This window comes from Flammeovirga aprica JL-4 (genome assembly GCF_012844305.1).
GTDB lineage: Bacteria > Bacteroidota > Bacteroidia > Cytophagales > Flammeovirgaceae > Flammeovirga > Flammeovirga aprica.
In genome coordinates, this window is sequence record NZ_JABANE010000188.1 from 1 (window position 1) to 8,448 (window position 8,448).

10 protein-coding genes are annotated in these 8,448 nt (G+C 34.6%); 9 read left to right on the plus strand and 1 reads right to left on the minus strand.

The features are described 5' to 3' along the window. A partial coding sequence (locus HHU12_RS32155; protein WP_169658724.1) for a transposase occupies window positions 1-180 on the minus strand: 180 nt, incomplete at its 3' end. 244 nt (window positions 181-424) lie between these two features. Here HHU12_RS32155 and HHU12_RS32160 point away from each other — a divergent pair. The 9 genes from HHU12_RS32160 (at window position 425) to HHU12_RS32200 (ending at window position 8,259) form a co-directional block, all read left to right on the plus strand. Continuing rightward, window positions 425-1,126 carry a hypothetical protein gene (locus tag HHU12_RS32160; RefSeq protein WP_169660841.1) on the plus strand — a complete coding sequence of 234 codons (702 nt, stop codon included), beginning with the start codon at window positions 425-427 and terminating at the stop codon, window positions 1,124-1,126. Window positions 1,127-1,202: 76 nt separating this feature from the next. Then, the gene (locus HHU12_RS32165) at window positions 1,203-1,610 is read left to right on the plus strand and encodes a hypothetical protein (RefSeq protein ID WP_169660842.1); all 408 of its coding nucleotides are present in this window, start codon (window positions 1,203-1,205) and stop codon (window positions 1,608-1,610) included. A gap of 295 nt (window positions 1,611-1,905) precedes the next feature. Continuing rightward, window positions 1,906-2,562 carry a hypothetical protein gene (locus HHU12_RS32170; protein ID WP_169660843.1) on the plus strand — a complete coding sequence of 219 codons (657 nt, stop codon included), beginning with the start codon at window positions 1,906-1,908 and terminating at the stop codon, window positions 2,560-2,562. Between the two features lie 568 nt (window positions 2,563-3,130). After that, on the plus strand, window positions 3,131-4,033 hold the full coding sequence (locus HHU12_RS32175; RefSeq protein ID WP_169660844.1) for a helix-turn-helix domain-containing protein: 903 nt from the start codon (window positions 3,131-3,133) through the stop codon (window positions 4,031-4,033). Window positions 4,034-4,135: 102 nt separating this feature from the next. Then, window positions 4,136-5,734, plus strand: a complete 1,599-nt coding sequence (locus tag HHU12_RS32180; protein ID WP_169660845.1) for an aldehyde dehydrogenase family protein — start codon at window positions 4,136-4,138, stop codon at window positions 5,732-5,734. Window positions 5,735-5,741: 7 nt separating this feature from the next. After that, window positions 5,742-6,095 (plus strand): hypothetical protein, encoded by a 354-nt coding sequence (locus HHU12_RS32185; RefSeq protein ID WP_169660846.1) that lies wholly within the window; start codon window positions 5,742-5,744, stop codon window positions 6,093-6,095. Window position 6,096: 1 nt separating this feature from the next. Then, entirely contained in the window at window positions 6,097-7,113 is a 1,017-nt protein-coding gene (locus tag HHU12_RS32190) for a hypothetical protein (RefSeq protein WP_169660847.1), read from the plus strand. A gap of 7 nt (window positions 7,114-7,120) precedes the next feature. Beyond that, window positions 7,121-7,942 carry an SDR family oxidoreductase gene (locus tag HHU12_RS32195; protein ID WP_169660848.1) on the plus strand — a complete coding sequence of 274 codons (822 nt, stop codon included), beginning with the start codon at window positions 7,121-7,123 and terminating at the stop codon, window positions 7,940-7,942. 2 nt (window positions 7,943-7,944) lie between these two features. Beyond that, window positions 7,945-8,259, plus strand: coding sequence for a hypothetical protein (locus tag HHU12_RS32200; protein WP_169660849.1), 315 nt, complete (start codon window positions 7,945-7,947; stop codon window positions 8,257-8,259). The last annotated feature ends 189 nt before the right edge of the window (window positions 8,260-8,448 follow it).

Consider the following 8,448-nt stretch of genomic DNA (forward strand, 5'->3'; position numbering starts at 1 on the left):
TACATCACTAAATAAACTAGAAACAGGTAATAAACGCCATTGTACTCCTGTTTTAAGTTTATATAAAATTGCATTAACCACTTCTGTTAGAGATGATTTAGTCTTAAATCCTCTTTTTGCAGTTGGCAAATGCGGTATTATTTCAGATTCAATGATATCTTTGTCAAGTACGCAGTACATAATGAAGGTTGTAGGTTAATATTTATGTTTGGCGGCACAAATATCTACAACCTTTTTTTTAATTGTACAAGATATTTAAAAAAGGCTGTACAGCTTCGATGTGGATTTTTTAAGTGCTACTGTTGGTTTCGAATCTTATTAACTTACAAAGCGTAATAACAACAATATTACTCAAACCTCAGTCGATGCGATCAATGCTCTAAACTTAAGATGTTAAATAGCCATGTTCTCAAGCCATAAAGAAATGACAGAAGAATTTAAAATAGCAATAGAAGAACTTTATTGTACGTTTGATAAATATTCACTCAAGCCAACTATGGAAGGGTGTCCGTGTTGTGTTTCTGATAACGATAAATCTTCCTTACATTCTAAAAAGCTAAGGGAATTAGAAGACGATGACATTTCAAAATATGCATTTAAAGCGATGACAACTTGGGGTGATATTTATGACTTCAAACACTACTTACCTCGAATTTTTGAACTAACTGCCACAAGAAAGTTGGTAGTGGACACTTTTGTGATTTTGGGAAAGCTTGACTACGGGAATTGGAACGGATGGGAAATTGATGAAAGAAATTCAATTATAAAATTTCTGAAGGCATGGTGGAAATACGACATTAATAATGCACCCTACTTCGATTCTAAAACCTTAATTGAAATCAACAATAAAATTCATGATTTGAAAGGGATGCTTCATGAATGGGATTTAAACATTAATAGTCAGGGTTTCAAAAACTATGTAGACTTTATTGAAAACTATTATTATGACTTGAAAGGGAAAAATAAATTACTCAATGGATTAAATCAAGATGAAATCAAAATCTTAATTCTGTGGGTTGAGGTTAACTCAAATAAACTAGAGAAAGGTTTTTTCAAATATGAAAGTGAAGATGAAGTATTTAGCAAAAAAATATCTGATACTCTTTACATGTTGGAAAGACTATAAATACAAAGATAACAAACTTCTAACCGTAACTTAAACCTCACTTGTTGAGAACATTTTAGTTATTCCATTAGATTTTATGATGAAAATTAAAATGCTATATCTATTAAAGGTTTTCTTGATTATAACTTCATACTGTTATTGTCAATATACCGAATTCATAGATCAAGAAGAGCAAACACTTTATGCTGACACTTTAAAAAGTATAAGCTCACAACTTAATGGGAAATGGAAGTTAATTGGATTTTATAAAGAAGGAGAATTTTTAACTGATACTTTAAGTGTATCTTATAGCTTAAATAGTGATAGCTCTAGGGTTGAAATTTTGACAGATTCTGGAACAATATATATACATAAATACAATGATGTTATCGCAGACATTACAAAGAAAACCCAATTGAGAGTAATTGAGCTGAGGTTTAAAAGTAACTCATTGATTGGCTCTTATCAAAGCTTTGATAAATATGAACCAGATAGAAAGTGGTAATTCATAACAACATGTCAACCTATACCTCAAGTAGTTATTTACAAAGAAGAATTTTATATACTATATACTGGTTTAGGAGGGAGTAGCCTAGAAAAAATAAAGTATTTAGATGAAAATACTTTAAAATTTGAAGTGGGTGAAAATGTTGAAGAAGAATACGAAAAATTAAAAGAGGAGGAATAAAGAAAACTTAAAAAGGAAACAATCATGAGAACAATAATTCTTAGCTCATTATTTTTATTGATTTTTAATCACCCGTCTATAGCAACAACAGGTAATAAAAAAGATGGAGCTTATGGAAGAGAATACCAAAAGAAAAATTTTAGACTTCCTATCAGGTAATATTGCAGTAAAAGAATTTGAATCTTGGTTGTATAATAATTCTGACCTTGAATCTAAACTAGGTTCAGACTGCTTTTTTGACTTAATCAATATAGACTTAAACAATAAAGATTGTGTATATGAAACTAAATCCGCATTACTAGGAAAATATATTAATGTGGAAGAATTGAAAAATTTCAACTACCAAATAAGTTTGAAGCAGGCTGGTTGGTTCAAAGGCTGGAGATTGATACAGAATATACAAGTAACAAACTTGAAACCTGAACTAAAACATGCTTGGGATATAATTTTAGAATTTGGCGGATTAGAGTTAATAAGAACCTCATCACCTGACTACTGGACTCCAAGAAATATCGTATTTCCTGAAACAATAGAACGAATAAAAAATGGTGCGGAGTATGGGCTAAATAAGGCACTAGTCTGCTTTGCTTTTATTGATGATTACAATGCAACGCTGTATGTTGATGATGAAAAAAATTATTATCAATTAGATGATATTGTTAGTCTAGAACTGTATCAATTTAAAGGGGAAACATTTTCAAAGATGATACAGCACTTGCTCGGATTTGATGAAGAAACCAAATTTGAACAATTTTATGCTAGATCGTGAATACCAACACAGAAGGTTAATTACACAATGCTTATAAGGGTGAACACCTCACCCTTATAAGGGAACGGACCACACCCTATAGAGGGAAGACAGGCTTACCTACTAAGGGTGAAGTATGCGACATTATAAGGGTGATGAAATAACCGATTTCTACTCTACTCATTGGGTAGTACTGCCCCGGTCTTGGAGAAAACTAACTGGATTCAACAAGCTTTAGAAATTGGCTGGACACCTTCAAAAGTTGGAAATCCATTCCGGGTAAAAATTGTAAATGGGAAAGCAGAAATAGAATAAAAAGGAATTCAATCATTGAAAAAATACTAAAACATCACCTTATAAATTTTCTTGTAAAAAATTGTGATTAAGCTGTAATAATACTGGATCTAAATCACTATCCAAGTTCAAATTATTATATTATATACTCGTCTTATTATTGTTTTAAACCTGTAACAAAATGCTATTTTCTTGTGTATTGAACTCAATCTAGAACTCCAACCTTCAGTAACTAAAAGTTGCATAACTCAGTTTATTTCAGTCTTAAATATGCTCATAAAATATTCTTATTTAGATGACAACCTATAATATCAAATCAATCAGTGACCTTCATTATATGTTTGGTATTCCAAAACCCAAGCATCCTTTAATTTCATTGCTAGATGCTTCAGAAATTTTTATTTCAGAAGAAAATGTGGGGGCTAAAGTCATTTGTGATTTCTATATGATCTCTTTGAAAGATAAAAGCTGTGGAGTGGAATATGGAAGACATTCCTTTGATTTTAAAGAGGGATTGATGGTTTTTTCTTCTCCAGGCCAAGTGTATACACCTACAAAACCAGTTCAAAAAGGAGATATACAAGGGTGGATGCTTTATTTTCATAAAGACCTGATTAGAAATACACACCTAGGTGAAATTATGAGTGAATTTTCTTTTTTCAATTATGATATTGTTGAAGCATTGCATTTATCTGAAAGTGAGGAAAATATTATTCAAACTGCTGTAAATAACATTGTATCCGAATATTCACAATCTGATGATAACCATAGTCAGCGAGTGATTGTCTCTAACTTGGAATTACTGCTAACCTATTGTTCCCGTTTTTACGAAAGACAGTTCAAAACACGTTCTGTGCAGTGTAAGGGAGTGATTTCTCAATTTGAAAAAGAGATTAAAAAGTATTTCGAGGCAGAAAGACATTTAGAATCCGGATTACCTAGTGTAGAACATTTTGCAACAATTGCTCACCTGTCACAGCATTATTTTAGTGATTTGATCAAAAAAGAAACTGGTAGAAAACCAAAAGAACATATCAATCATTTTATCATTGAAGAAGCAAAAAACATGTTGGTAGGGACAGAACAGTCTGTTAGTGAGATTGCTTATGATTTAGGTTTTAAATATCCACATTATTTTACGCGATTATTTAAGTCAAAAACAGGTCAAACTCCAGTCGAATACCGTAATATAAGTTGAAACTGCGCTTTGTGTTAGGCTTCCTGCGTTTTGTGTAAGTCTGTAGATTGTTACTTTTCGAAATTGTGTACAAGTAACTTAACAGAATAAAATCCCAATACTATGACAGCACAGGAAGCATATAATAGCTTAGATCCACAAAGATGGAAAGACACTTCAATTTTTGAAAGATTGGCATTACTTGAACAAGTACAGCATAATTTAAAGAAGTATGCTGTAGAGCTTGGCGAAGTTGATGCTAAAATGAAAAATGACTTAATTGGTGAGAATATCACTAGCGCGGCAGAAGGAATGGGAACAACCGTGATGCCAATGGCCAACACCTTAATGGGAATTCATAAACTCTATGAATCTTTAGCTACAGGGAATATTCAAAAGCCTCTTTCCATTAATGAAATAGACACTAACTTATTTGAGGTTGAAGTTTTTCCAATTTTCTCAAAAGATAAACTTGCTGCAGCACAACAAAAAGGGTATCTCCATATAGAAGGTACACCAACTCAAACAAATCCAATGGATAAGCCCGTAGGTGTAATTGCGGTCTCTGGAGCAGGGAATTATAGTTCCTCTATTGAAATGGCCATGGCTTTATTCCTAGAAAACAAAGTTGCCCTGCATAAACCCCACCAACTCAATGAAGCTACTGACGCAATATGGGAAAAGATATTTGCCCCAATGATTGAAGTTCAAGCTGTTGCTTTTTGTGATGCAGATCAGGGAAGAGAAATGGCGGCATTAGAAGGACTCCATTCTATTTATTTTACCGGTTCTACTGGAGTGGCTCATGCAATTCAAAATGCAGCGAAAGCGCCTTTAGTTTCAGAATGTGGAGGAAATAACCCTTGTATTATTGTACCCGGAAAATGGTCAGATAAAGATATAAAACGTCAGGCAATACAATTAGCATCTGTAGGAAAACTAAACGGTGGTGCGGTTTGTGGAAGACCTCAGACGATCATCACTTCTAAAAACTGGGCTCAGAGAGAAGCGTTTCTCAATGCACTTCGCAAAGCACTAATGGAAGAAACCTTTGCCTGCAGTTCACATTACCCAGGAGTGGATAAAACCAAAGAGGCATTTCTAGAAAATCAAACTTCTGCAGAGATATTAAAGCCTGAACATGGAAAACATAGCAAGAGTGATTTTGTTTTAATTCCAAGCATTTCGGAAGATGATTTTGCCGTTACAAATGAAGCCTTTTGTCAGATTTACAGTGAAATTCCATTGGATGTCTCAACTGACACGGATGAGTTTTTGACAAAAGCGACAGATTTCTGTAATAATAAACTTTTAGGGTCATTGGGTTGCATGCTATTAGTAGATAATGATACTATGAAAGCCAATGAATCTAGAGTTCATCGTGCTGTAAGAGAATTAAATTATGGCGGTATTGCTGTTAATGATGTCCCTCCAAACATCTGGTTAAATGCTTACCTCACTTGGGGAGGATGTGGAGAAACAACAGAAGATTTTGTCTCGGGTGTCGGCAATTTTGGTAATGCCTTGAATTTCGACAATATCAAAAAATCTGTCATTCTCAACGATTTTAATTCCACCAGTTTTGAATTGACAAATAGAAAAAAAGTAGAGCACTTACTTGAAAATGCTTCTTACTTCTCTATCGATCAAAGTTGGGGACATTTTGCCAAACTTGCTGGGCAGATGGTGATGGATAACTTTAAGAAGAAAGATTTCAATTAAAAGTGGTATGAGTAAAACGGCAAAAACAATTATGGCCTATGGTATTTATGCCATTGGTGCAGGATTGGGATTCCTTTTTATGCCCAATTTCTGCTTGAATTTATTCGGCTTTGAAGCAACCTCTGAACATTGGATTAGAATAGTAGCAATTCTTACATTGGGGATTGCTTACTACTATATTTCTTCTGCTAAAGCAGAGGACAAACACTTCTTTGATATTTCATGGAAAGGTAGAATTTGGTTTTTCTCAGCTTCTTCAATGCTTTTTGTCTTTGACGTTGCACCATGGAATATCATATTGATTGGAGTGGTCGATTTAATTACTGCACTATGGACTGCTTACACCCTTAAAAACGAATAATATGAATCAAACCCTAAAATTATTTTTCGAAAGCTTAGAACAACATTCTGGTGCTTCAGAATTTGGATCTCTTAATTATGGAGTCGTTGGAATGGAAGGAATGGGATTAAATCCCAATGATATAATGAACGGTCAAGCTCAAGATGGTACTCGTTTCATTCTTAATCTTTTTGGAAATATTACAGGTCAAATTGATGGAGTAATGAATGGTCGTGATTTCTTAACTACCCAAACTACTGGTAGTTTTACAAACACACATGGCATCATAGTGACGAAAGACGGACAAAGAATAGCAGTCAAAGTACTAGGAGAAACTGATGCTGATGGTCAGGTGAACTACCAAATCCAATTACGTCATAATGGAGAGGCTTACCAATGGGTAAATGAAAAGTATCTTTTCGCTAAAGGAAATGCGAATGCGAATTCCCAAAAAACAGCACTTACTATCTATGCATTTGATGAAAACCCATTAGAAACAGCTCTCGCATGGGAAGATCCTGATGTGAGCAAAGTCGATTATCAAAACTTTCCATTCACCTTAGATGACTTTGAAGCAGATGAAAATGCTACAGTAATTTATACTGGCAATGGCCACTTGAATACTGTAGAATCTTTTGGTGCTGACGTCAATAAAGTATTTACTGGGCAAGTTCCCATCCCAGAGGAGGGCATGCGGCTGAATGGCTATTTTTCAGGTCCTACAAATGGTAATATCAACGGTGTGATCAGTGGAGTTAATTACTTGAGAGTAATGCCTGATGGTTCTATGCGGATGAATTCTAAAATTATTGCAAGTACATATGAAGGCGAAACACTTCTATTAGAAGCATTGGGTGCGAGTTTTCTCGCTACAGGACCTGCATGGTGGGAAACTTCGAGGGCAGTTTCTAACCTAGAGAAATACGCCCATCTCACACGACTGCACAATTTAGGTGTAGGCTCTACCAATGTGCAGACACAAATGATTAATTATAATCATTACGGTTATGAAAACATCAAATTAGATCACCAACAATAATACAGCCATGAGCAAGACAATATTAATCACAGGATGCAGTACAGGTATTGGAAGAATGACTGCGAAACATTTCCAAGAAAAGGGATGGAACGTTGCCGCAACGGTTCGTTCTAATCCTGAACAAGACACTGAATTAAATACATTAGAAAATGTGCTAGTGGTCACATTGGATGTTACAAAAGAAGATACCATTAAAGAGGCCATAGCAAAAACAGCAGAACGTTTTGGTAAAATTGATGTACTGTTGAACAATGCTGGGTATGGATCATATGGCATTCTGGAAGCCACTCCTGAAAAGGCCATACGAATGCAGTTTGATGTCAATGTAATCGGAACGTTGTTAGTGACTAAAAACGTACTGCCTTACATGCGTAAAGCGGGAACAGGAACTATCATCAACATTTCCTCAATGGGCGGTAAGATTTCTTTTCCATTGGGTACCCTTTACCACGGCTCTAAATTCGCTGTAGAAGGAATGAGTGAAGCGCTGTCATTTGAATTAGAAGCAATTGGTATACAGGTGAAAATGATTGAACCTGGCATGATCAATACCAACTTTGAGGCAACTGTGTCAAAAAGCATGAATGTTGATCCTGCTCAGACCGAATATGGCCCATTCTTAGAGAAAGTTATGGCAGGTATGCAGAAAGCAGGAAGTGTCAACTCTGAACCAATAATAGTGGCTGAAAAAATTTACGAAGCGGCGACTGACGGTAAAAAACAATTAAGATATATAGCCGGTCCTGATGCGGAACAAATCATCGCCGCCCGTAAACAATTGGATGATGATGCTTACATGGAAATGATGAAACAACAAATAGGATTATAAGAATGTCAACTACAATCATCGCATTGTTCATTGCCAATGCAACTGCACATATTATCTCTTTTCAAAAATTAAAAAAAGTCGAAGCACCCAATTCAACGGGTGTTTTAGCTTTTGTTTTTATCAACGCATTGATTGTCCTTCTTCTTTGGCAAAGTTTTGTTTGGGCAAAATGGCCTGCACTTCTTTTTCCTGTATTGGGAGGTTTTGGACTGTTTTTGACAACAATTATTAAAGAAAAAGGGACATGGATAGATTACGTCATCTTCTTACTTGATATTATAATCATAAGCTTAGTTTTAGACTATTATTTCTTATAAAAAGAATTAGTGTTTATAATGTAACACGAGTTAAGATAATTTTTTTGTACGGTAAATTAAGTACACTGTAAACTAAATACATTGTAAACTAAATTACCGTCAACTTTCAATCAAGTTCTCTGCAAGCTTTTTATGTTCTACTTTCAAGCTTCCTTCTTCTTCATTTTTCCATTGATGAAAAACGAAGCA

Bases quoted from the DNA above. Each gene is read 5' to 3' on its own strand.
- HHU12_RS32190 (WP_169660847.1), top strand. From the start codon at position 6,097: ATGAATCAAACCCTAAAATTATTTTTCGAAAGCTTAGAACAACATTCT.
- HHU12_RS32200 (WP_169660849.1), top strand. From the start codon at position 7,945: ATGTCAACTACAATCATCGCATTGTTCATTGCCAATGCAACTGCACAT.
- HHU12_RS32160 (WP_169660841.1), top strand. From the start codon at position 425: ATGACAGAAGAATTTAAAATAGCAATAGAAGAACTTTATTGTACGTTT.
- HHU12_RS32195 (WP_169660848.1), top strand. From the start codon at position 7,121: ATGAGCAAGACAATATTAATCACAGGATGCAGTACAGGTATTGGAAGA.
- HHU12_RS32165 (WP_169660842.1), top strand. From the start codon at position 1,203: ATGATGAAAATTAAAATGCTATATCTATTAAAGGTTTTCTTGATTATA.
- HHU12_RS32185 (WP_169660846.1), top strand. From the start codon at position 5,742: ATGAGTAAAACGGCAAAAACAATTATGGCCTATGGTATTTATGCCATT.
- HHU12_RS32180 (WP_169660845.1), top strand. From the start codon at position 4,136: ATGACAGCACAGGAAGCATATAATAGCTTAGATCCACAAAGATGGAAA.
- HHU12_RS32170 (WP_169660843.1), top strand. From the start codon at position 1,906: ATGGAAGAGAATACCAAAAGAAAAATTTTAGACTTCCTATCAGGTAAT.
- HHU12_RS32175 (WP_169660844.1), top strand. From the start codon at position 3,131: ATGACAACCTATAATATCAAATCAATCAGTGACCTTCATTATATGTTT.